Origin of the sequence: Pseudomonas agarici, assembly GCF_900109755.1 — a bacterium.
Taxonomy (GTDB): Bacteria; Pseudomonadota; Gammaproteobacteria; order Pseudomonadales; family Pseudomonadaceae; genus Aquipseudomonas; species Aquipseudomonas agarici.
In genome coordinates, this window is record NZ_FOAR01000018.1 from 19,351 (window position 1) to 41,368 (window position 22,018).

The 22,018-nt window shown below is 60.4% G+C and carries 22 protein-coding genes; 8 read left to right on the forward strand and 14 right to left on the reverse strand.

Translation table 11 applies throughout. From position 1 onward, the window contains the following. Nucleotides 1-8: 8 nt before the first annotated feature. From BMX68_RS16595 to recQ, 3 genes are all read right to left on the reverse strand, one after another. Entirely contained in the window at nucleotides 9-2,165 is a 2,157-nt protein-coding gene (locus BMX68_RS16595; protein ID WP_017133480.1) for a FimV/HubP family polar landmark protein, read from the reverse strand. 121 nt (nucleotides 2,166-2,286) lie between these two features. Continuing rightward, complete coding sequence (locus BMX68_RS16600) at nucleotides 2,287-2,721, reverse strand: MarR family transcriptional regulator (protein ID WP_017133479.1); 435 nt, start codon at nucleotides 2,719-2,721, stop codon at nucleotides 2,287-2,289. A gap of 152 nt (nucleotides 2,722-2,873) precedes the next feature. Next, the gene (gene recQ / locus BMX68_RS16605) at nucleotides 2,874-5,003 is read right to left on the reverse strand and encodes a DNA helicase RecQ (RefSeq protein ID WP_017133478.1); all 2,130 of its coding nucleotides are present in this window, start codon (nucleotides 5,001-5,003) and stop codon (nucleotides 2,874-2,876) included. 285 nt (nucleotides 5,004-5,288) lie between these two features. On the opposite strand from recQ, the gene BMX68_RS16610 reads away from it, so the two are divergent. Beyond that, the gene (locus BMX68_RS16610) at nucleotides 5,289-5,876 is read left to right on the forward strand and encodes a UPF0149 family protein (protein ID WP_017133477.1); all 588 of its coding nucleotides are present in this window, start codon (nucleotides 5,289-5,291) and stop codon (nucleotides 5,874-5,876) included. A gap of 24 nt (nucleotides 5,877-5,900) precedes the next feature. Here the strand turns inward: BMX68_RS16610 and BMX68_RS16615 are convergent, their stop codons facing one another. Both BMX68_RS16615 and BMX68_RS16620 read right to left on the reverse strand, forming a co-directional pair. Further along, the gene (locus tag BMX68_RS16615) at nucleotides 5,901-6,494 is read right to left on the reverse strand and encodes a tRNA-uridine aminocarboxypropyltransferase (RefSeq protein ID WP_017133476.1); all 594 of its coding nucleotides are present in this window, start codon (nucleotides 6,492-6,494) and stop codon (nucleotides 5,901-5,903) included. 15 nt (nucleotides 6,495-6,509) lie between these two features. Beyond that, complete coding sequence (locus BMX68_RS16620; protein ID WP_017133475.1) at nucleotides 6,510-7,403, reverse strand: LysR family transcriptional regulator; 894 nt, start codon at nucleotides 7,401-7,403, stop codon at nucleotides 6,510-6,512. Between the two features lie 243 nt (nucleotides 7,404-7,646). Here BMX68_RS16620 and speB point away from each other — a divergent pair, with 243 nt between their 5' ends. Genes speB through BMX68_RS16630 form a run of 3 tightly spaced genes read left to right on the forward strand, consistent with a single transcriptional unit; the run spans nucleotide 7,647 to nucleotide 10,188 of the window. Next, complete coding sequence (speB, locus tag BMX68_RS16625; protein ID WP_017133474.1) at nucleotides 7,647-8,597, forward strand: agmatinase; 951 nt, start codon at nucleotides 7,647-7,649, stop codon at nucleotides 8,595-8,597. A 42-nt stretch (nucleotides 8,598-8,639) separates the two neighbouring features. Then, nucleotides 8,640-8,783 carry a hypothetical protein gene (locus tag BMX68_RS25960; RefSeq protein WP_017133473.1) on the forward strand — a complete coding sequence of 48 codons (144 nt, stop codon included), beginning with the start codon at nucleotides 8,640-8,642 and terminating at the stop codon, nucleotides 8,781-8,783. A gap of 25 nt (nucleotides 8,784-8,808) precedes the next feature. Beyond that, a complete protein-coding gene (locus BMX68_RS16630; RefSeq protein WP_074862386.1) occupies nucleotides 8,809-10,188 on the forward strand; it encodes a sodium:solute symporter family protein in 1,380 nt (459 codons plus the stop codon). Between the two features lie 433 nt (nucleotides 10,189-10,621). On the opposite strand, the gene BMX68_RS26420 is transcribed toward BMX68_RS16630, so the two are convergent. Further along, complete coding sequence (locus BMX68_RS26420; protein WP_017133472.1) at nucleotides 10,622-10,747, reverse strand: PA1414 family protein; 126 nt, start codon at nucleotides 10,745-10,747, stop codon at nucleotides 10,622-10,624. Between the two features lie 127 nt (nucleotides 10,748-10,874). Next, nucleotides 10,875-11,777, reverse strand: coding sequence for a putrescine utilization regulator PtrR (gene ptrR / locus BMX68_RS16635; RefSeq protein WP_017133471.1), 903 nt, complete (start codon nucleotides 11,775-11,777; stop codon nucleotides 10,875-10,877). A gap of 104 nt (nucleotides 11,778-11,881) precedes the next feature. Between ptrR and BMX68_RS16640 the strand changes: the two genes are divergently transcribed. Then, on the forward strand, nucleotides 11,882-13,066 hold the full coding sequence (locus BMX68_RS16640; protein WP_017133470.1) for an MFS transporter: 1,185 nt from the start codon (nucleotides 11,882-11,884) through the stop codon (nucleotides 13,064-13,066). Here BMX68_RS16640 and BMX68_RS16645 read toward each other — a convergent pair. Next, complete coding sequence (locus tag BMX68_RS16645) at nucleotides 13,014-13,943, reverse strand: DMT family transporter (RefSeq protein ID WP_017133469.1); 930 nt, start codon at nucleotides 13,941-13,943, stop codon at nucleotides 13,014-13,016. The genes BMX68_RS16640 and BMX68_RS16645 overlap by 53 nt on opposite strands. 94 nt (nucleotides 13,944-14,037) lie before the next feature. Next, nucleotides 14,038-14,874, reverse strand: coding sequence for a CvfB family protein (locus BMX68_RS16650; RefSeq protein ID WP_017133468.1), 837 nt, complete (start codon nucleotides 14,872-14,874; stop codon nucleotides 14,038-14,040). A 347-nt stretch (nucleotides 14,875-15,221) separates the two neighbouring features. On the opposite strand from BMX68_RS16650, the gene BMX68_RS16655 reads away from it, so the two are divergent. Continuing rightward, nucleotides 15,222-15,410, forward strand: a complete 189-nt coding sequence (locus tag BMX68_RS16655; RefSeq protein WP_176987101.1) for a PFL_1563 family small protein — start codon at nucleotides 15,222-15,224, stop codon at nucleotides 15,408-15,410. Nucleotides 15,411-15,578: 168 nt separating this feature from the next. After that, nucleotides 15,579-16,439, forward strand: coding sequence for a DUF6279 family lipoprotein (locus BMX68_RS16660; protein ID WP_017133467.1), 861 nt, complete (start codon nucleotides 15,579-15,581; stop codon nucleotides 16,437-16,439). Nucleotides 16,440-16,451: 12 nt separating this feature from the next. On the opposite strand, the gene BMX68_RS16665 is transcribed toward BMX68_RS16660, so the two are convergent. Together BMX68_RS16665 and BMX68_RS16670 are read right to left on the reverse strand one after the other, a co-directional pair. Beyond that, nucleotides 16,452-16,844: a hypothetical protein gene (locus BMX68_RS16665; RefSeq protein ID WP_017133466.1), complete on the reverse strand. Its 393-nt coding sequence runs from the start codon at nucleotides 16,842-16,844 to the stop codon at nucleotides 16,452-16,454. A 194-nt stretch (nucleotides 16,845-17,038) separates the two neighbouring features. Further along, nucleotides 17,039-18,385 carry a DEAD/DEAH box helicase gene (locus BMX68_RS16670; protein ID WP_017133465.1) on the reverse strand — a complete coding sequence of 449 codons (1,347 nt, stop codon included), beginning with the start codon at nucleotides 18,383-18,385 and terminating at the stop codon, nucleotides 17,039-17,041. A 193-nt stretch (nucleotides 18,386-18,578) separates the two neighbouring features. Between BMX68_RS16670 and BMX68_RS16675 the strand changes: the two genes are divergently transcribed. Continuing rightward, nucleotides 18,579-19,832: a mechanosensitive ion channel family protein gene (locus BMX68_RS16675; protein ID WP_017133464.1), complete on the forward strand. Its 1,254-nt coding sequence runs from the start codon at nucleotides 18,579-18,581 to the stop codon at nucleotides 19,830-19,832. Between the two features lie 36 nt (nucleotides 19,833-19,868). Here BMX68_RS16675 and BMX68_RS16680 read toward each other — a convergent pair whose 3' ends face one another. The 3 genes from BMX68_RS16680 to BMX68_RS16690 form a co-directional block, all read right to left on the reverse strand. Next, the gene (locus tag BMX68_RS16680) at nucleotides 19,869-20,723 is read right to left on the reverse strand and encodes a carboxylate/amino acid/amine transporter (protein ID WP_026013351.1); all 855 of its coding nucleotides are present in this window, start codon (nucleotides 20,721-20,723) and stop codon (nucleotides 19,869-19,871) included. A gap of 220 nt (nucleotides 20,724-20,943) precedes the next feature. Then, entirely contained in the window at nucleotides 20,944-21,543 is a 600-nt protein-coding gene (locus BMX68_RS16685) for an FMN-dependent NADH-azoreductase (protein WP_017133462.1), read from the reverse strand. 147 nt (nucleotides 21,544-21,690) lie between these two features. Continuing rightward, nucleotides 21,691-22,005 carry a hypothetical protein gene (locus tag BMX68_RS16690; RefSeq protein WP_026013350.1) on the reverse strand — a complete coding sequence of 105 codons (315 nt, stop codon included), beginning with the start codon at nucleotides 22,003-22,005 and terminating at the stop codon, nucleotides 21,691-21,693. Nucleotides 22,006-22,018: the final 13 nt, after the last annotated feature.

The window sequence follows — 22,018 nt, forward strand, 5'->3', positions numbered from 1 at the left end:
CCGGGCAGTCAACGGATACTGGCGAGCAGCGTGCGGGCCACCTGCTTGAGGGGCTCGTCAGCTTCCCTGAGCAATTCGTGTAGCAACTGGCTGGCGTTGTCCAGCTCACCGATAGTGATGCAGGCCTGCGCCTGCTCCAGCTTGCTCGCACAGGCTTGCTCACGTTCCAGGCTGGCGAAGTCCACTTCCAGCGGCTCGATGTCCAGCGGCTGGGCATCGTCCATGAAATGCTCAAGAAACTCGTCGTCCGAGGCATCGCCCGTCAACGGCAAGCTCAGATCGGTTTCGGCGAACAACTCGGGCTCTGGCTCGGCAAAATCGCAGAGGAACTGCTCCTCAGGCATCTCGAACACTTCAGGGAGTTCGTCGAGGTGACTGGTCGACACCGGATCGGTACCGGAAAGTACCGACGAATCGAGGGCCGCTTTGTTCCCCTGCCGCGGTGCGTCCCCAAACGAACCGGCAAGATCCCAGTCGGCATCCATCGACAAGTCGTCGAGATTGAGTTGGAATTCATCCTCCAGCGGCTTGGCCTCGGCCTTGGGCACCGCTTCCATCCATTCGGCCGCCAGTACAGGCGCGGCGACCGGTACCATCGGAACGCCTGAAGATGCCGGCGTGGGGGCTGGCTCGGAGGTCACAACCACAGGGGAGACCGAAGCGGCTTGCAGTTTCGGGTACTTTGAGCGCAGCTCGCGTAATGTCGCCTCGCTGAAGCCGGACGCCAACAGGCTCTGCTCCTCGAGCGCATAGCCAGCACTGTCGCCCTGCAGGGCTAACATGTCCAGCAAGCGTAAGCGCAGGTCCGTGCGCTGGGGTTCCTTGAGCATCGCTTCACGCAGAATACCGGCGGCCTCGCTGAAGCGGCCATAGGCGATGTAGATACTCACCCCCTCAAGGGCATCCGGGACTTCATTGGTCTCGCGCCGTACTGTCGCCAGCGCTTCGGCCACCGGCTCGATCCGCGTCGCCGAAGCACTGACGACCACCGGCGCGGCGGCGGGAACCATCTGGCTGACCATCGGCGTATCCTGACCCACTGGTGCAACAGGCGCGGGCTCGACGGCCATTTGTGCCAACCGCCGCCGTCGGCGCACGATCAGGGCGCCAGCCAGCAGCAGAACCAGCAAGGCCAGGGCAACCAGCAGCGGCAGACTGAATTCGCCGGACTGTTGGGCGACCACCGGAGGCGCCACCACTGGCGCGGGTGCCGTGACGGGCACGGCAGCGGCCCGGGCCTTGAGCTCCGCCAACTGGGCTCGCAGGTCGCCCATTTGCTTCTGGTCGCGGCTGATCTGCTCATCCTGGGCCTCCAGCCTGGCCCGCAATTGCTCGGCTGTTTTTTGCAGTTGCTGGTTTTCCAGGCTCGCCGCCGCCAACTGCTCGGCGTTGCCCGCAGTGTCGGTCGCCGGGACCGCAAGGTTCGGAGCAGCCGTCGGCGAAGGAGCCCCCGGCACGACAGCGACGTCCGGCAGCAACAAACTCTGGCCCACTGTCAATTGCTCGCTGCCGGGATTGAGGGCGCGGATACCCTGGAACATCTCGTCGACGCTGGTTTGGCCGCCGGCCTGCAGACGCTTGGCAATAATCCAGACACTGTCGCCCTTGACCACTGTATAACGCTTGCCTTGGGCCGCTGCCGGAGGCGCGATATCGGCCAGCGGCGCCTGTGGTTCCAACGCCGCGCCGCGCGCCGGCAGGTTGTAGACGCTCGAACTGCCCGGTGGATCGAGCAACACCGTATATTCACGCAACAAGCGGCCATTAGGTCGGTTAACCTGCACCAGGAAATTCAGGAAAGGTTCGGTGACCGGCTTGTTCGACTGCACCTGAATCACACTGCGGTTACCCCGCAGGATCGTCGTGAAGCGCAGGTCGTTGAGGAAAAAGACCCGCTCGACCCCCGCCTGGGAGAACTCTTCAGGGGTCGCCAGGCTGACAGAGAGCTCGCCTTCGGCCAACTCGCCGGGATCGACCAGAGCGATTTGCGCATTGAGCGGCTGATTAAGCGCCGAATGCAGGGTGATATCCCCCAGTCCCATGGCCGAGGTCAGTGCCGAATGCAACAGTGACACCAGCGCGATCACCATCCAGCACAGGCGCATCTTGGTCACTGGGGACTTTTCAGTGGAACACCGCAACACGGACTGCAAACTCTCGAGCATGAGTATCCCTTAAACCTCATCGGCCCCGAAAAGGCTCGGAATGCCAACACACTACACAGAACCACTCATTCTTATAGTATGCCGACCGAAGATTCTCCAAATCCGACAGAATGAGAATGCCTCAGGATTTTTCCAAGTTGGCCAGAATCCGGCTGTGAACCCGCATGCATATCCGCAGCTCTTCCTCGTCGATCCCCACAAACAGCTCATGGCGCAAGGCAGTGGCAATGGTTTCGATCTGTTCGATCAAGGGGCAGGCCGAGGGGCAGAGCACGATCTTCTTCGCCCGGCGGTCCTCGAGTACTGCCTGGCGCTGTACCAGTCCCTGGGTTTCCAGGCTGTCGAGCAACCGCGCCAAGGTCGGTCCTTCGACACCCACGCTCTGCGCCAACTCGCGCTGGGTAGGCGCCTGGGCAAAACGTGCCAGGTGCAGCAATACCAACCAACGCGCTTGCGACAGGCCCAGGCCGGCCAGGCGACGATCCAGCTCGGCGCGCCAGCCTCGGGACATGTGTGCCAACTGCATGCCAAAACGGTGTTCATCGGTTAACGACATAAAAGACTCATGGATAGACTGAAAACAGGACAAAACTAATTATTAGTCAGCTAAGCATGACGCTCGGCCGGAGGCAAGGTCTACGCTGTATGCAAATATGACGGGTAGCGATTAAAACAGCGAAACCCCGGCAATAGTCCATTTCCTGCTCCTTATGATTCGAATTCGGATTGCAGGGCCGCCCGCACGCAGTACAGAACACCCTCCGGGACGCGCCCGACGAACTGCGCGGCAATCTCCGTCACAGCGGGCAATTGGCCTTCACCGTCAAGAAATGCATCCTGCACTTCGCCAAGCAGATCTTCGGGCAGGTCCAGGGCCTGCTCCAGCGATAATTGCTGGCGGCTGATGGCTTCAGCCAGCAGGGTATAGACATTTTTTTCCGAGCATTGCAACTGGCCGGCAATCTGCAGGGGCGTCATCCCGGCACGGGCCAGACTGATCAACTCATGGCGGATATCGGCAACCACCTTGGGCGCCTCGGCCTCGCCGCCCAGCACTTCAAGGAAGGCTTCACCGTAACGCTCCAGCTTGCGTGCGCCGACGCCACTGACCCGGGCCATTTCCGCCAGAGAGGTCGGCTGGCTGCGTAACATCTCCAGCAGAGTGGAATCGGGAAAAATGACATACGGCGGGACGCCATGCTCTTGGGCCAGCTTGCGCCGCAGGGCACGCAGGGCTTCCCAGCGCTCACGTTCTTCACCGCGCACCAACTGGCTGGCCGGGCTGGCGGAGACGCTCTTGGCCAAGGTCTGCGGCTTGAGCTCGTGGCGCAACTCCAGGCTAACTTCCCCCCGCAACAACGGTCGGCAGGTGTCGGTCAGACGCAGGCCGCCGTAGCCTTCCAGGTCGATATCCGCCAGCCCGCGCGCCACCAGTTGCCGGAACAACGAGCGCCACTCGCTCTCGCCACGCGCCTTGCCCACGCCGAACACCGAAAGGTGCTGGTGACCGAAGCTGCGCACCTTGTCGTTCTCCTTGCCCAGCAACACATCCACCAGATGGCCGACACCATAGCGCTGCCCTGTGCGGTAAATCGCCGACAGCGCCTGCCGTGCCGGCTCGGTGGCATCCCAGGTGCGCACACCATCGACGCAGTTGTCGCAATGCCCGCAGGGTTGCGGCAGGTCTTCGTCGAAATAGGCCAGCAAGGTCTGGCGTCGGCATCGGATTTCCTCACACAACGCCAGCATGGCATCGAGCTTGTGATGTTCCAGGCGCTTGTGGCGCTCGTCGCCCTCGGAGTTCTGGAGCATCTGCTTGAGCATCACCACGTCCTGCAGGCCGTAGGCCATCCAGGCGTCCGCCGGCAGTCCGTCGCGGCCAGCACGACCGGTCTCCTGGTAATAGGCCTCAAGGGACTTGGGCAAATCGAGGTGCGCCACAAACCGCACGTTGGACTTGTCGATGCCCATGCCGAAGGCGATGGTCGCGACCATGATCAAGCCTTCCTCGTTGAGAAAGCGCTTCTGGTTGGCCGCACGGGTTTCGTTGGGCAAGCCGGCGTGATACGGCAATGCCGGAAAACCCTTCTCGCAGAGGAGCGCGGCTACTTCATCGACTTTCTTGCGCGACAGGCAATAAACGATCCCGGCATCACCACGGCGCTGCGAGAGGAACGCCAACAACTGCTTGCGCGGCTGCTCCTTGGGCACGATCCGGTAGAAGATATTCGGTCGGTCGAAACTGGAGAGAAAACGCTCGGCCTCCTGCAAGTGCAGGCGATTGACGATCTCCTCGCGGGTACGCTTGTCGGCGGTGGCGGTCAGGGCGATACGCGGCACATTCGGAAACATTTCGGCCAGTTGCCCAAGTTGCAGGTATTCCGGTCGGAAGTCGTGGCCCCACTGCGACACACAGTGGGCCTCGTCGATGGCGAACAGGGCGATATCGAGGTTCTGCAGGAACGCCAGCATACGCGGCTGTACCAGCCGTTCGGGGGCAAGGTAGAGCATTTTTACTTCACCACGGCGGATTCGCGAGGCCAACTCGCGCTGCTGCTCGGCGCTCAGGGTGGAATTCAGGGAGGCCGCCGCCACACCCAGCTCTTCCAGCGTCGCGACCTGGTCGTCCATCAGAGCGATCAGAGGCGAAACCACCACCGCGAGCCCCTCGCGCAACAACGCAGGAACCTGGAAGCACAGCGATTTGCCGCCACCGGTGGGCATCAGCACCAGAGCATCGCCGCCGTTGGCCACGCGCTCAATAATGGCACCTTGACGACCACGAAAGCTGTCGTAACCGAAGATGTCCTTGAGCACGCGCTGAGCCTGTTCGAGCATAACCACTCCAAAAATCACCGAAACACCCCTGCCTCAAGGCTGGTCGAAAATTCACCGTTTTCACGGAAAAAACCGTAAACAGGAATTTCTCCCGTCATAGCCACCGTCGGCAGGGCATTACAAAGCGCGGCAGTATACCCGAGCACTCCACGACAGAGGGCTATGCCGGTCGCTCGACCTTCGCACTTATTTCACCGTTAAAACCGCGCAAATCTATGTGCTTGCTGGCCTGGACGCTCAAGAACGCCTAGAATTCAGCATCGTTTATTCCCAAGGTAGCCCCCCATGTCCTTCGCTGAGCAACTCACCCGCCTGCAAGCCTTCCTCGACGCCGACGAGCTGCATGAAGAAGCGTTGGACTATGTCGCCGCCCATGGCTACCTGACCGCGCTGTCGATCTGTGCCGAGGTGGTGCCTGAGCGCGAATGGATCGATGCCCTGTTTGCCGAGGAACCGCACTACAACAATGCCGCCCAGCGCGAGGAAATCGAAACCACGCTGGTTCAGCTCAAGGCCCATATCGCCCGCCAGTTGGCTTCCGACGAAGAATTCGAACTGCCGTGCGACCTCGACCTGGGCGACGATCCGGACGATTCCGACCTGCGCGGCTGGTGCATCGGTTTCATGGAAGGCGTGTTCCTGCGTGAAGCCGCCTGGTTCGAAACCGCCGAGGAAGAAGTCAGCGAAATGCTCCTGCCGATCATGGTCGGTTCGGGGCTGTTCGACGAACAACCGGAGTTCTCCGATATCGCCGCCGACGCCAACCTGATGGACGATATGATCGTGCAGATTCCGGAAGCGCTGACCGCGCTGTACCTGCTGTGCAACGCGCCCGACGAAAAGCCGGCGATCCTCAAGCCCCGTCACCACTGAGCCGTAGCCTGTGGCGGCGGGCCACTAGTGGTTGCGCTGATAGGTGTCACTGCCCATGGCCTGGATCTGCCCCTCGATCAGCGCTTCGAACGGCTTGAGCAAGACGTCGAAGGAGGTCGGTTGCTCCAGGGTTTCCAGCGCCTGGACTAGCGCTTCCACTGTCGATAACGCCCCCGGCTCCGGGGCTTTGCGCAGGCGATAGCGGGACACCCTGCCTAGCCCCAGGGTGACTCTTGGCAACGCCGCCAGCAACGGATTCAGATACAACAACTTGCGCGCCTTGCGCCAGGTTCCGTCGGGCACCACCAGCAGCAACGGTTCTTCCTCTGCGGCCAACCGATAGGCTCGCAGCAACTGCGCGTCGTCCGCCGGAAACAGCAGTCGCGCCTGATAACCCGGTTGATTGAGCAACGCCGGCAGATCCTCGAACACTTCACCCACCCGCAGCTCGGCATTGGTCAGTCCCAGGGTCGCCAGCCGCGCCGTGTTCAAGGCGTGGCCGACCTCGCTGGGATGTTGCAACACCAGCACTCGGGTGCGGCTGTCGAGTTGCGGGATCAGTGCGCACAGGCAATGGGTTTCAGGGCGCAGGCAGCGGTCGCAGCGAGCTCTGGACATTAAAGAAGGCTCCAATCAGGATGGGTTGAGTGGCGCTTTGAGCAGGTCGCGGAAGGTCTGGATCAGCGGCTCGCGGCTGCGGCCACGGCGCAGGATCATCGAAAACGGCGCCTGGTAACCAAAGGTCGCCGGTAGCAGCGCCCGCAAGTCGCCCTTATCCACCCAGGGCTGGGCATAGTGCTCGGGCAAGTAGCCGATATAGGCACCGGACAGCACCAGGATCAACTGCGCCTCCATACTCTCCACGGTGGCCGCGCTGTGCTTGAAGCCATGGCGGGCCAGTTCGGCCTGGCTCCAGTAGCCCCGACCGACCATGCGCTGCTGGGTAATGACCTGCTGAGGAATCCGGCGCTCGTTGTACAGCGGATGGCGATTGCTGCAATACAGCCAGTGCTGTTCGCGGTACAGCGGCTGGTAGACCAGCCCGCTCATGCGCGTGGAAAATGCGCCGATGGCCAGGTCCAGGCGGTTGTCCTGCACACCTAGCTGCAATTCGTAGGGGCTCATCACCGACAGGTGCAGATGCACAGCCGGGTGTTCCTGGCTGTAAGCACCGATGGCTTCGGCCAAGGGCAACGCCGGCTCGCTGACGGTGGAGTCGATCACCCCGAGGTTCAGGGTGCCGCGCAACTCGCCTTTGAGAGCGGCGGCATATTGCTCGAAACCTTCGAGTTCGCCGAGCAACCGTAGGGTTTCCTGATGGAACAGTTCACCCTTGCTGGTCAGACTGAACCCACCCCGGCCACGATGGCACAATATCAGCCCCAACGTGGCCTCAAGCTGGCTCATGTAGGTGCTGATGGCCGAGGTCGACAGGTTGAGTTCCTGCTGGGCATTGGCAAATCCCTGGTGGCGCACCACGCTGGCAAAGACGCGCAATAGCTTCAGGTCGGGTAAAGCGCTGGCCATGTGAATTCCTATAGAGGGCCTGAATGCCGGGCATTGTGGAGAGGGGGCTTGGCGCAACGCCACAGAGATATTCGCCACATAGGTATTGAACAGAAACGCTATTGAGCAGAAACAAGTCTATCCCTCGGCCTGCAGTTAGTTTAGAAAAATCTGAACTAAGTATTTGCCGACAGCGATTCTTCCCGCCCGCCTCCTTTCGCAGAATCGCCAGCCAATAACCCAAACAAATGCTAAGGCTTACCCGTGGACAAGATTCTTCACCAACCACTGGGCGGTAACGAAATGCCGCGCTTCGGCGGCATCGCGACCATGATGCGCCTCCCTCACTTGCCGACGGCCGCCGGCCTCGACGCCGCCTTTATCGGCATTCCTCTGGACATCGGCACCTCGCTACGCGCCGGGACCCGTTTCGGCCCAAGGGAAATCCGCGCCGAATCGGTGATGATCCGACCATACAACATGGCCACCGGCGCCGCGCCATTCGATTCGCTGTCGGTCGCCGATATCGGTGACGTGGCGATCAACACCTTCAACCTGCTCGACGCCGTGCGCATCATCGAAGAGGCCTACGACGACATTCTCGAACACCCTGTGATCCCGCTGACCCTGGGTGGCGATCACACCATCACCCTGCCGATCCTGCGGGCGATCCATAAGAAATACGGCAAGGTCGGCCTGGTGCACATCGACGCCCACGCCGATGTCAACGATCACATGTTCGGCGAGAAGATCGCCCACGGCACCACCTTCCGGCGCGCCGTGGAAGAAGGCCTCCTGGACTGCAACCGTGTCGTCCAGATCGGCCTGCGCGCCCAGGGTTATACTGCCGAAGACTTCAACTGGAGCCGCAAGCAGGGCTTTCGCGTGGTCCAGGCCGAAGAGTGCTGGCACCTATCCCTCGTGCCGTTAATGGCTGAAGTCCGCGAAAAGGTCGGCGGCGGCCCGGTGTACCTGAGCTTCGATATCGACGGCATCGACCCGGCATGGGCACCCGGCACCGGCACCCCGGAAATCGGCGGCCTGACCACTATCCAGGCCATCGAGATCGTCCGTGGCTGCCAGGGCCTCGACCTGGTCGGCTGCGACCTGGTAGAAGTCTCGCCACCCTACGACACCACCGGCAACACCTCACTGCTGGGCGCCAACCTGCTGTACGAAATGCTCTGTGTACTTCCAGGCGTGGCCCATCGCTGAGGCGATCTCATGAACGACCCTGCCATGGCTGCGCTGTGAGCCATGGGTAACCGCATCACCGTGTTGGTCGCCAGCCTGTTATTCCTGCCCGGCACCTTTGCCGGCAAGCTCGGCTCCCACACAAGCACCGCTCCCACAGGTTCGGTGTCAACCACCGGCAGCGCACAACTGACTGTTTCATCATAAAAAAGATAATCGGAGACACACCGTCATGGCCCTGGATTTATTGGTTGTACTCATTTACGCCGCAAGCATGCTCGTACTCGGTTACTACGGCATGCGCAAGGCCAAGACCCACGAAGACTATCTGGTTGCCGGGCGCAACCTGGGCCCGACCCTGTACATGGGCACCATGGCTGCGACCGTACTAGGCGGTGCCTCCACCGTCGGTACGGTGCGCCTGGGCTATGTCCATGGGATTTCCGGTTTCTGGCTCTGCGCGGCCTTGGGCTTGGGCATCATCGCGCTGAACCTGTTCCTCGCCAAGCCGCTGCTCAAGCTGAAGATTTTCACCGTTACCCAGGTACTGGAAAAGCGCTACAACCCCATGGCCCGCCAAGCCAGCGCGGTGATCATGCTGGCCTACGCGCTGATGATCGGCGTGACCTCGACCCTCGCCATCGGCACCGTGCTGCAAGTGTTGTTCGGTCTGCCGTTCTGGCTTTCGGTACTGCTCGGCGGCGGCGTGGTAGTGGTCTACTCGACCATCGGCGGTATGTGGTCGCTCACCTTGACCGATATCGTCCAGTTCGTCATCAAGACCGTCGGCCTGATGTTCATCCTGCTACCGATCTGCCTGTACCGAGTCGGCGGCTGGGATGAGTTGGTGAGCAAGCTGCCGGCGGCGAGCTTCAGCTTCACCGCCATCGGCTGGGACACCATCATCACCTACTTCCTGATCTACTTCTTCGGCATCCTGATCGGTCAGGACATCTGGCAACGGGTGTTCACCGCCAGGGACGAGAACGTCGCGAAGTATGCCGGCAGCGTCGCCGGGGTCTACTGCATCGCCTACGGCCTGGCCTGCGCACTGATCGGCATGGCCGCCCATGTGTTGATCCCGGACCTGGACAACGTCAACAACGCCTTCGCCGCCATCGTCAAGCTGTCGCTGCCCGATGGCATTCGTGGCCTGGTGATCGCCGCAGCCCTGGCTGCCATGATGTCCACCGCCAGCGCCGGGCTGCTGGCCGCGTCCACCGTACTGACCGAAGACCTGCTGCCGAAACTGCGCGCAGGCAAGCCGTCGAACCTGGCGGTCAACCGCCTGTTCACCTGCCTGACCGGGATCGTCGTACTGGGCATCGCCCTGCTGGTCAGCGACGTGATCAGCGCGCTGACCCTGGCTTATAACCTGCTGGTTGGCGGCATGCTGATCCCGCTGATCGGTGCCATTTTCTGGAAACGCGCCACCACCGCCAGCGCGATCACCAGCATGGCCCTGGGTTTCATCACCGCACTGGTATTCATGGTCGTCGATGGGTTGGACTCGAACACGCCGATCTACTACAGCTTGGCCATCGGCTTGATCAGCTTCGTGGTGATCAGCCTGCTGCCCCCGCGTCCGTCGACAGTGGCCAACGCCATCTGATAAACGCGGCTACTTCAGCGGGTGCGACGTCGGTTGTCGCACCCGTTTTTTTCAATGGTTGCCTGTTGGGCGCCGCCCAAAATGCCCGCCCGAGGTGCTGATTGAAGGTGATCAATCGCCGATCTTTGACGCGACGCCGGTTCAAGGCGGGTCGTGGGTGTTTTCGAAAAGATCGCGACACGATTCACAGGCAAAATACTGCTCGTGTGTCGGACATCGAATAATGCCCGTGGCTCCGGCCCTGATTTGCCAATGACACTGCTGCCGGTGATAGCTCAAGGTGCCTTCGTATAACAAGGCGCCCATCTTGACGGCTCCGGCGCAATAGAGCCAAGGACAAAGGAGGTGCCCTCTTTTTTGCGAGCAAACCACGCTCCCGCACACCACGGGGAGCGCGATCATACAGTCCGGGCGGGCTGTCGACTGGGAGGTGTTACCGGCGTGGCTGCGGACGACGACGTTCGTCATCCGTGCGAATCGGCACCGGTTGCAGCGGTGGCTCGATCAGGCCGAGGGCAACACCGAGGTCGTGGAGCCAAGTTTGCAGTTTGTCTTTCATATAGCCCCCTTCAGGGTAATGCGAGCGACGGAGCTCTCGTAAGTCGCCTCACACAAATCATAGCTCTAAGTCCTACGTAATGCTTCCTTTCCATAGCGTTCGTGGCGCTAAATCATGGCAAAAAGCTTCAGGCCGACGCACGGACACTCACGACATCGGCATTCCGTTGTGCCCTGCGCTCCTGCTCCATCTCGATCCAGGCCGTCAAGTTCGCGCCCTTCATGCCTTTGCGCCACATCAGCCAAGTGGTGGCGGTGTCAAACGGCGCGGCCATTGGATGCACCGAGACGTTCTCGCGTCCGGGCAGGCTGGCCAACATCGAGCGGGACATCATCGCCACGCCGGAACCGGCGGTGACGCAAGCCAGCATGCCGGGATAGGACTCGATTTCGATGGCCCGCCCCATGGTGGCCTGATAATGCGCATACCAGGCTTCAAGGCGACCACGGTAGGAACAGCCTGGGCGGAAGGTAAACACCGGACGCCCCTCGACATCCCGCGCACTGTGTATCGGCGGATGGTCAGCGGCGCCAATCATGATCAGCGACTCCTGGAATAACGGAATGCCTTCCAACCCCGCGAGTTGCAGTGGACCATCGACCAGCGCGGCATCCAGACGGCCACTGAGCACGCCCTCGAACAGCTCGCAGCTGATGCTCGATTGCACCTGCAGGTTCACCGCCGGATAGGCGCGGTGGTAACGCGACAGCAGCGGCGGCAGATGGATCGCCGCCGTGCTGTGCATGGTCCCCAGCACAAAGTCGCCGCCCGGCTGGCCGCCCTGCACCGCCGCTTGGGCTTCGTCATGCAGCACGAACAGTTTCGCGCAGTAGTCCAGCAGCACCTTGCCCGCTGGCGACAGTTGCAAACGCTGGCGCTCGCGCAGGAACAACTCGACACCGAGTTGTTCCTCGAGCTGCTTGAGCCGGGTCGACAGGTTCGACGGTACCCGATGCAAACGTTCGGCCGCACGGGTGATAGACCCCTCCTCGGCCACCGCCTGGAAGATTCGCAACTGGCTGAACTCCATGTTCCTCTCCAAAAATGAACAAGTTACTTAATATTATTCATTTTTAAAGAAAGTCAATCAGCTCTAGTCTGACGATCAATTGCCTCTCTCCGGGAATGGCCGCCATGTCGCCGCTGATTCGTTTAATCGCCTGTTTTATCGCGTTGATGATCGCCATGGGCATCGGCCGTTTTGCCCTGACGCCACAATTGCCGCACCTGATCAGCGAAGGCCAGATCGACCTGACCGCTGGCGGCCTGATCGCGGCCGCCAACTATCTGGGCTATATGCTGGGGGCGCTGGACGCAATGTTTGCTCGACGCCCGCGCCAGGTTCGCCAGCGTCTGCTGGTCGGTTTATGGTTGTGCGTGCTGTTGACCCTGGCTTCGTTCTGGGCCCATGGATTCTGGTCGCATCTATTGTTGCGTTTCGGTACCGGGCTCGGCAGTGCCTGGGTCGTGGTGATGATCACCAGCCTGAGTCAACCACTGGCCGCCAGCAGTGGCCGACATCGCCTGGGGGCTCTGGTGTTCGCCGGTCCCGGCCTGGGCATCCTGCTCACCGGGCTGCTGGCGCTGGGTTCTAATCGGCTGGAGCAAAGCTCGTCCGTGTTGTGGCTGGTCTACGCCACGGCCGGCCTGCTGATGTTGCTGATGATCGTGCCGTTCCTGCCCCACCCCGCGAACACCGCCGATGCCACCCCCGCTGCGCTGGCGACGAACTCCGGCAGCCAGGGCATCGGTATCCTGTGCGTGGCCTACGGCCTGTTTGGTTTGGGCTATATCATCCCGGCAACCTTTCTCTCGCAGATGGCCAACGTGCGCTTCCACGGCGAATGGCAGGCCGATCTGTTCTGGCCCAGCTTCGGCCTGGCGGCGGCCCTCGGGGTATTATTGGTCAGCCTACGTCGGCCCACCTCCCCTGCAACCCACCACTGGTTGACCGGGGTCTTGTGGCTGCAGGCGGCCGGGGTGTTCGCCTGCCTGTCATCGAGCAGCATCGGCCTGGTGCTGGGCGTGCTCCTCTGCGGTACCCCGTTTCTTGCCAGCATGCAGTTGGTGATGCAGCGCTCGCGGGAACTGGCACCTCACTCCACCCAGCGCAATGCCGGCCTGCTCACCGCCTGCTTCGCCGTTGGCCAGCTCGCCGGGCCATTGCTGGCCGCCGTGAGTAACCACTTCAGCGGTGGCCTGCAACCGGCGTTGATCGTAGCAGGCAACGGCCTGGTATTGGCCGGATTGGCCGTGCTGCGACCCCCTACTGCCCCAGTGCCTTACGCAAACGGCGGCGTATCCACTGCTCGGCACTGACCAGGGTGATTCCCAGCAGCACCAGTGCCGCGCCAATGACGAAGTCAAGACTCAAGGGGTCGCCGAGCAGGACAACCCCGAAGGTCACGCCGAACATCGGGGTCATAAAGGAAAACACCGCCAGGTTCGACGCCAGGTAGCGCTGCAGCAGCCAGAACCACACCAGATAGCTGAAGAACGAGACTACCAAACCCTGGAACAGCACGCTGGCGACGGCAACGGTCGTCAGGCTGACCTGACTGATCTGGCCGGAAACCGCGGCAATCGCCAGCAAGCCGACGAAACCGACAATCAACTGATAGAACAGCGTCAGTGTCACCGGCGCTTCCGACAACCGTGAAGCCCGCACCACCACCGTGGTCGCACCCCAGGCGGCTCCGGCCAGCACCCCCAGGGCATCGCCCAGCAACATGTTGCTGTCCATGTCGGAGAACGACACACCACCGGCAAACGCGAAGGCAATGCCGACAAAGGCCAGGCCGATCCCCAGCCACTGCAACGGCCTCAGGCACTCGCTGGGCAACAGCCAATTCACCCCCAAGGCGGTAAAGATCGGCGCGGTGTAGAGAAACACCGACATATGCGCCGCCGAGGTCAGTTGCAGGCCCTCGGAGATGAACAGGAACTCCAGGCCGAACAGCGCGCCCGCCAGCAGCCCGCCGCGCCAGGTCGCGCCGATATGGCTCCAGCCGCCCGTCCAGCACATCAACAGGCCGACCAGCAGCGCCGAGATCCCGGAGCGCCCGACCGCCTGCATGACCGGCGCGATATCCGCCGCGGCCCACTTGATCACCACTTGCTGGACACCCCAGATCAGGCACAGTCCGAGCATGACCTGAATGGCAAAACGATCAGCATTACGCCGTGACGTACTCATGAGCGCGCCGGGCTAGAAAACAAAGACATGGCAGTTTCCAAAAAAAACCAGCTCCCTGGCAAGCCGTCTCAAGTAGCGACTTGCCGTGCGAGATTCAGCTCAACTCGATGCGATCGGCGTGAATAACGATCTGGCCCTGTTTGTACAGCGCACCGATGGCCTTCTTGAAGTTGCCCTTGCTGACACCGAATAGAGCGCTGATCACGGTCGGATCGCTCTTGTCGCTGACCGCCAGAACGCCGTTGTTTTCCCGCAACTTGGCGAGAATCTGCGAATTCAGGCTGCTGGCGGCTTCTGCACCCACGGGTTGCAGGCTCAGGCTGATCTTGCCGTCGGCGCGAATCTCCTTGATAAAACCTTTTACCTGTTTACCAGCACGCAGAAACTTGAATACTTCGTTCTTGTGAATCAAGCCCCAGTGCTTGTTGTCGATAATGGCCTTGAAGCCCATATCGGTGGCCTCAGCCACCAGCAAGGCGACTTCCTGGCCTACCTTGTAATTGGCCGGAGTCTTGTCCAGATAGCGATCCAGGCGCGTGGTGGCGGTGATGCGCCGGGTGTGCTTGTCGAGATAGACATGCACCACGCAGTACTCGCCAGCGGTCAATTGGCGTTTTTCCTCGGAATATGGCAGCAGCAGATCCTTGGGCAGCCCCCAGTCGAGGAATACACCAATGCTGTTGACTTCCTTGACTTTGAGACTAGCGAATTCACCGACCTGCACTTTCGGTGTTTCAGTGGTGGCAATCAACTTATCAGCACTGTCCAGATAAATGAAAACATTCAGCCAATCTTCATCTTCACTGGGAATATCCTTGGGAATATAACGATTGGGCAAAAGAATTTCGCCATCCTGCGCACCGTCCAGATACAAACCGAAGTGAGTGTGCTTAACCACTTGCAAGCTGTTGTAACGCCCGACTAAAGCCATTTCCAGTCCCCTTATTACGTGGGTGCCATTCTACCCGAGTTTGCCAGTGCTGTTTCATGGCCCTTGCCCACGACTGAAAAATCCCCGCCAACCCCAATCTTTCAAGGGTTTCCCGATCCTCTATGTCACCGTTCGTCAGACCAGACACTCTTTGGTCGAGCGAAATCCTTCGCCAAAAAAAGTCGATGGAGCGGAGTTACGATTTAAAACAGCGGCTTAGCGAACAATAATGCGTTCAGTTTGACAATCACAGGGATAAAACCGTCGCCTATTTCGAGAACATATTTGCCGAGCTATTATCAAGAACTTCTGGTATGCTGGCTGATTCAGTTAATATCTACAGGTTAATGGCCGCCATGCGCGTAAAAGCATCCAACAGCAAAGCAAAGCCAGCCCCAGCCGTTGAAACCAGCGACTCGATCAACGAGCAAATTGCTGCTTTCCTGAAATCCGGCGGCGAAATCCAACAGATTGCCAAAGGCGTCAGCGGCCAGACTTTCGGCCCGTCGAAACAGATCACCCTCGGCAAAAAATAAGTTATCCCTCGAAACTGCTCTGCCCTCGCAGCACGTTGGCCTCTATGCGCTTTGATCCTCAAGGCGCTAGGGCTGAGGCGATATAGCCTGACTCCGATTGCATCTTGCCATTGAACTGCCAGGCCACAAGGCGCTCTATGGGGAAAACGCCATCGCAAGGATTCGCTCATGTCGCGCCGATCCCACTTCCTGTTTTGCTGCCTGATCCTGGGCTTGGCGCTGTTTGGCTGCAACCGGGTCGGCGTCGCCTATCGCCACCTGGATGTCATCATCCCCTGGACCCTCAGCGACTATGTGGACATGCGCCGCGAGCAGAAGGACTGGTTCAAAGAACATCTGAAGGAGCACCTACAATGGCATTGCACCACGCAATTGCCTGCTTATCTGGAGTGGCTCGACCGCTTGCGGCAGATGGTCGAAAACACCCAGGTCAGCGATGCCCAGTTGTTGGCGCGGACCGTTGAGGCCAAGGCGGCTATAGCCCAAGTCGCCCGGCAAATCACGCCGTCAGCCATCGAGTTGCTCAAGGGTCTGGATGCTCGACAAGTGGCCGAGATGAACGAGGCATTCGCCAAGGAACAACGCGAACGCTATGCCGAGTATGTCGCACCGCCCCTGGATGAGCAGATTCGCCAACGCGCGAAGCGGATGAGCAAACGCCTGGAGGTCTGGCTCGGACCGCTCAGCCCGGACCAGCAGCAACGGGTCATTGATTGGTCAACCGAACTCGGTGAGCAGAACCGCTTTTGGATTGCCAACCGCGCGCACTGGCAGGCGCAACTGAGCGCAGCAGTCGCCGAACGCCAGAACGCCGACTTTCCCCAGCGTATCGAGCAATTGCTGCAACATCGGGACAGCCTGTGGACCGTTGAGTACCGCCAGGCCTACGAGCGTACCGAGCAGTCCACCCGCCGCCTACTGGTGGACTTGATGGCCGAGAGCACGCCTGCCCAGCGCAGCCAGCTACTGAAAAGAATCGCCGATCTGCGCCGCGACTTCAGCCAACTGAGCTGCCTGAAAGCAGCTTGAAACCCTAGGCAATCAAGCGATCCGTGCCTCGGACACCACGGCGTCGAACACCAGTGGGTCCAGCGCATCGCGCTGTTCATCCAGCACCTGGCGTGGGTGGTCGTTGCCGGGGATACTGCTGTCGATCAGGCTCAACAAGCTGGAACCGCGGGGCGTCAGGACAAAGTTCTCGCCATCGCCGCCCTCTTCTTCTGGCCGCGACTCGATAAAGCCGTTGTTGAGCAATAACCGCTCATAATCGGTCGCCAGGGTTTTCAGTGTATCGAGGTTACCCGTCGGCTCGCCTTCGGCAGCCTGCGCGCAGGCATGTTGTTCGGCATAGGCCCGCGGAGCGAAGCTGTAGCCGGCACCGTTCTGTACTTCGTGGAGCAGACGTTCGATCAGCTCCCAGTTATAAGTCGTCATCCTGATGCGACCTCCTACCGTTGATAGAAGAAATCCCCCCTCTACAGTAGTGACAGACAGCAGCGATCGACGTTCAGCCCGATTTCAGGTCAGCGTGACCATTGGGCGGACCAACATCGATTGCCGGACCCGACACAGGGGCAGCCTGCGCTGCACCTCACCGGGCAAGACAACCAGTCCACCCGTCGAGCGGGTTATTCGTCCGCTGGCGCTTGCGGCTTGCGGCGCTTGAGCGGCGCCATGCCGTCCTTGCTGACCAGCGACAGGGCGTCGGTCTTCGGCCGGTTGGCGATCTTGCGCTTGGTCGGTGCCTTGGCCGCCGACTTCTTCTTGTCGCCCTTGGCGTCGGTCTTTTTCTTCTTCACGCCCACGGCCTTGCCCGAAGCCTTGACCTTCTTCGGCCCGCCGTAACTGCCTTTGACTTCCTTGATAATGCGGCGCTCGAAGCTCTGCTTGAGGTAGCGCTCGATGCTCGACATCAGATTCCAGTCGCCGTGGCAGATCAGCGAGATCGCCAGGCCGTCGTTGCCGGCACGCCCGGTCCGACCAATACGATGCACGTACTCGTCGCCACTGCGCGGCATATCGAAGTTGATCACCAGATCCAGCCCTTCCACATCCAGGCCACGGGCAGCGACATCGGTGGCCACGAGGATCTTCACCCCACCCTGCTTCAGGCGGTCGATGGCCAGCTTGCGGTCCTTCTGGTCCTTTTCGCCGTGCAGCACGAAGGCCTTGTATTCCTGGGCCACCAAGCGGCCATAGATACGGTCGGCCATGGCCCGGGTGTTAGTGAAGACAATGGCCTTCTGGTAAGTTTCATTGGCCAGCAACCAATTGACGATCTGCTCTTTGTGCTGATTGTGGTCAGCGGTGATGATCTGCTGGCGAGTGGTGTCGTTCAGTTGGCTGACCGCATTGAGCTGCAAGTGCTCGGGATTGTTCAGAACCTTAGCGATCATCTCGCGCAGGCCGGAACCGCCGGTGGTGGCGGAGAACAGCATGGTCTGCTGGCGGTTCGGACACTCGTCCACCAGGCGCTGCACGTCTTCGGCAAATCCCATGTCGAGCATGCGGTCGGCTTCGTCGAGCACCAGCACCTCGACTTCCTTGAGGTCGAGATTGCCGGCATTCAGTTGCTCGATCATCCGCCCTGGGGTGCCGATCAGAATATCCGGGACCTTGCGCAGCAACGCCGCCTGGACCTTGAAATCCTCGCCGCCGGTGATCAGGCCGGACTTGATGAAAGTGAACTGGGAGAAGCGCTCGACTTCCTTGAGGGTCTGCTGGGCCAGCTCGCGGGTCGGCAGCAGGATCAGGGTCTTGATGCTCACCCGCACCTTGGCCGGGCCAATGAGGCGGTTGAGGATCGGCAGCACGAACGCAGCGGTCTTGCCGCTGCCGGTTTGCGCCGTCACCCGCAAATCACGCCCTTCGAGCGCGAGCGGAATGGCCGCGGCCTGCACGGGCGTTGGCTCGACAAATTTAAGCTCGGCCACGGCTTTGAGCAGGCGTTCGTGCAGGGCGAATTGGGAAAACACGGGTGCTACCTCGAAGAAATACAAATATTCAGCCGCATAGGGTAACGGTTTCGAGCGCCGAGGCCGAGTTTCTTTGCACTTATCGCCGCAAACAGTGACGTTTTTGTGAGCGGATTTGTCCAGGACCGTCTCATCTGCTGACTTAAATGTTCTAATCGAACCGTTACTTTCTGCAGAAGATCGCTCTTTTCCCATGGATATGAAACAGCTCTGGCTCAACGCCCAAGACCTCTGGGGCAACCTTGATCGACATCCCCTGCTACACACCGGCCTGGGCTTGGTATTGCTGCTGTTGGTAGCGCTGCTGCTCGGACGAGTGGCACGCTACCTGATCCTGCACGCGGCCAAGCTGCTCGGTCGGCAGCCGGCGATGCACTGGCTCAACGATCTGCGCCAGAACAAGGTATTCCATCGCCTGGCGCAGATGACGCCGTCATTGGTGATCCAGTTCGGCCTGCACCTGGTGCCGGAACTGAGCAAGACCGCCCTGCTGTTCCTTGGCAACGCGGCGCTGGCCGTCACCGTTCTGTTCCTGGTGCTGGTCCTGAGCGCTCTGCTCAACGCCCTGCTGGACATCTACGCGCGCACCGAATATGCCCGCACTCGCTCGATCAAGGGCTACGTGCAACTGGCGAAGATGGTGCTGTTCGTGTTTGGCGCGATCGTTATCGTCGCCACGTTGATCGATCGCTCGCCACTGTTGTTGCTGTCCGGGCTGGGTGCTATGTCGGCGGTGATCCTGTTGGTCTACAAGGACACCTTGCTGTCGTTCGTCGCTAGCGTGCAACTGACCAGCAACGACATGCTGCGGGTCGGCGACTGGATCGAGATGCCCCAGGTCGGCGCCGACGGCGATGTGGTGGACATCACCCTGCACACGGTCAAGGTACAGAACTTCGACAAGACCATCGTCTCGATTCCCACCTGGAGACTGATGTCCGAGTCGTTCCGCAATTGGCGGGGCATGCAGCAATCCGGTGGCCGGCGGATCAAGCGCAACCTGTTTATTGACGCCAGCGGTGTGCGCTTCCTGCATGAAGACGAAGAACAGCGCCTGAGCCAGGTGCACCTGCTCACCGGTTACATCGACCGCAAACAGGCCGAGCTGAAAAGCTGGAACGAGGCCCAGGGCGCTGTCGCGGCGATGTCGGCCAATCGCCGGCGCATGACCAACCTCGGCACCTTCCGCGCCTATGCGCAGGCTTACCTCAAGAGCCACCCGCAGATCCAGCCGGACATGACCTGCATGGTCCGCCAGATGCAGACCACGGCACAGGGCGTGCCGCTGGAAATCTACTGCTTTACCCGCACGACGGCATGGGCCGATTACGAACGGATACAGGGGGATATTTTTGATTACCTGCTGGCGATACTGCCGGAGTTTGGGTTGAGTGTTTATCAACAGCCAAGTGGGGCTGATTGGCGGGCGGGGTTGTCGGCGCGGTGAGTCCTTTATGCTCGATACTGAAGGACATTGCCGCTGTCAGGCGCGACGAACACCGAGACGACTGGCCCACACCGCCACCAGAATCACCCCGCCCCCCAGGAACAAACGCCCCAGGTCTTCATGCTGATTCCAGATCAGCAGGTTGATCAGCAGTCCCACCGGCACGTGCAGGTTGTTCATCACCGCCAGGGTGCCGCCGTCGACCAGGCAAGCGCCTTTGTTCCACCAGTACAGACCCAGCGCCGTGCTGACCAGCCCGAGGAATACCAGCACGCCCCACTGCAACGGTGCTTGCGGCAGGTAGTTGTTCTTGCCGAACAGCAGGAAGGCTGGCAACGCCACCGCCAGTGCGCCCAGGTAGAAATAGCCAAAACGGCGGTAGTGCGGCAGATCGCTGGGATGACGTGCCACCAGGTGTTTGTACAGCACCTGGCCGGCGGCATAGGTGAAGTTGGCCAGTTGCAGCAGCAAGAAACCCAGGAAGAAGTCCGGGTTGATCCGGTCGTAGCGGATCACCGCCGCGCCAACCACCGCCACCAGTGCCGCGACCAGGACCCAAGGGTTGAAGCGCCGGTTCAGGGCATCTTCAATCAGGGTGACGTGCAAGGGGGTAAGGATGGTGAACAACAACACTTCCGGCACCGTCAGCACACGGAAACTCAGGTACAGGCAGACGTAGGTCACACCGAACTGCAAGGCGCCGATCAGCAGCATGCCACGCATGAAAGCCGGCTCCACCAGACGCCAGCGGGTCAGGGGAATGAAGATCAGCCCAGCCAGCAATACCCGCACCAGCACGGCGAAGTAGCTGTCGACGTGACCGGCCAGGTATTCGCCGATCAGACTGAAGGAAAACGCCTGGATCAGCGTAACGAAAAGCAGGTAACCCATGAATGCCTCACCCATGTTGCGATACGCCCGCGACCTTAACGGCTTTGCGCCGCACAAGGAATCCGCGGCGAAAAAAAACCCGATCGGGCGGGGGGCCGGATCGGGCTAGGTGCACCTAGGGAGCAACCAGTGCAAAGGGAGGATCAATGCGCGAACAACTTGAAGGGTCTATCTCGCTGGAGACACTAGAACACCCGAGGATTAGCTGAAGATTAAGGTTTCAAGCGATTTGGGCGATTCGGGCTTTCGCCTGGCCCAGACCTTTTTTCTGGAAATTGTCACCCATGTTCAGGCCTTCGGCATGAATGAAGTTGATGTCGTGGATACCGATGAACGCCAGCACCTGGCGCAGATACGGTTCCTGGTGATCGTGGGTGCCACCGGCATACAACCCGCCGCGAGCGGTCAGGACATACGCTTGCTTACCGGTCAACAGTCCCTGCGTGCCAGTTTTGGTGTACTTGAAGGTCACACCGGCTCGCAACACGTGGTCCAGCCAGGCTTTGAGGGTGCTCGGAATCGCGAAATTGTACATAGGCGCAGCGAGTACCAGCACGTCCGCCGCCAGCAATTCGTCGGTCAGCAGTTTGGAACGTTCGAGGGATGCCTGCTCGACCTCGTTGCGCTGTTCGAGCGGTTTCATCCAGCCCCCCAACAGGTTGCTATCCAGATGGGGTACCGGGCTTTCCGCCAGGTCACGCACGCTGATCGGGTCGCTCGGGTGTGCAGCTTGCCACTGGCCGATGAACTGCCGGGTCAGTTGGCGGGAAACCGAGCCCTGCTGGCGAGCGCTGCTTTCGATGATCAGTACGCGGGGCATGGGAAGTGCTCCATCGATGAGTGCGGTAAGTCAATGGAGTGAAGACTAAACAGTAAGATATCGATAAAAAAGCGGAAAAATTTGCTACAACCTATCTATAAATTTGTTTATAGACGGAGCATGCTTGTCAGCGATGCACAGCCGGTGTCATTTCACAGAGCAGGACAGGTCCATTCGCAACCGAATGATCTTGCGATTGAACTTGGCGGTGACGTTGGTGTTCTTCCCGGCCAGCACTTCCACTCGGCGGCTGCGCGGCGCTTCGGGGCCGTTGTGGAACACCACCTTGCACAGGGCGTCGGTCTTACCGTAGTTGTTCAGATTGATCGAACCGATGTCTTCATCGGTGTCGTGGGGGGTGTAGTCGATACTCAGACCATTGAGTTGCTTGCGCACATCGATGGGATAGGCAAACGCGCTCAGCGGCAATAGCGCCAGCAACACACAACAGATCTTTCTCATTCGACGGTCCCCA